General features: G+C 47.0%; 1 protein-coding gene. It reads right to left on the reverse strand.

The features are described 5' to 3' along the window. Positions 1-658 (reverse strand): efflux RND transporter permease subunit (locus R7Q46_RS27665; protein ID WP_318078350.1); only part of this gene is annotated, 658 nt, incomplete at both ends.

Below are 658 nucleotides of genomic sequence, written 5' to 3' on the forward strand. Positions count from 1 at the left end.
GACAGGTAGGAATACCGCCAACAGAACCAACGTTGAGGTAATGATTGGCCCAGTCACCTCTTTCATCGCTAGCAACGTTGCTTTACGAGGTGAAATGGTTGGATCTTTCGCCATCGTGGTATCAACGTTTTCGATAACCAGAATCGCGTCATCCACCACGATACCAATCGCGAGAATCAAACCGAACAAGGTTACCGTGTTGATGGTGAATCCTGTCGCTTGCATGATGGCAAACGTACCAATCAACGAAACTGGAATCGCGACCACTGGAATTAACGTTGCTCGCGCACTGCCCAAGAATAGGTAGGTTACGGCAATAACCAGTAGAATCGCTTCGACAAGTGTTTTTACCACGCCTTTGATAGAGCCAGCGACGAACACAGTCGTGTCGTAGCTGGTTTCGTAAGTCATACCTTCAGGGAAGTTTTCGCTCAAGCGTTCAAGCAGTTCCATTACTGCTTTACCACTTTCTAATGCGTTTGCATCAGACTGAAGTGACAGAGCGACAATCGAAGCATCTTGCCCACGGAACTTACCGTTACCATCGTAGAACTTCTTACCCAGTTCAACACGTGCAACATCTTTTAGATAAACCGTAGAGCCATTTGGATTGGCACGAAGAACAACGTTTTCAAACTCGCTCACACTTTCTAAGCGG

It is taken from the genome of Vibrio sp. 811 (genome assembly GCF_033339195.1).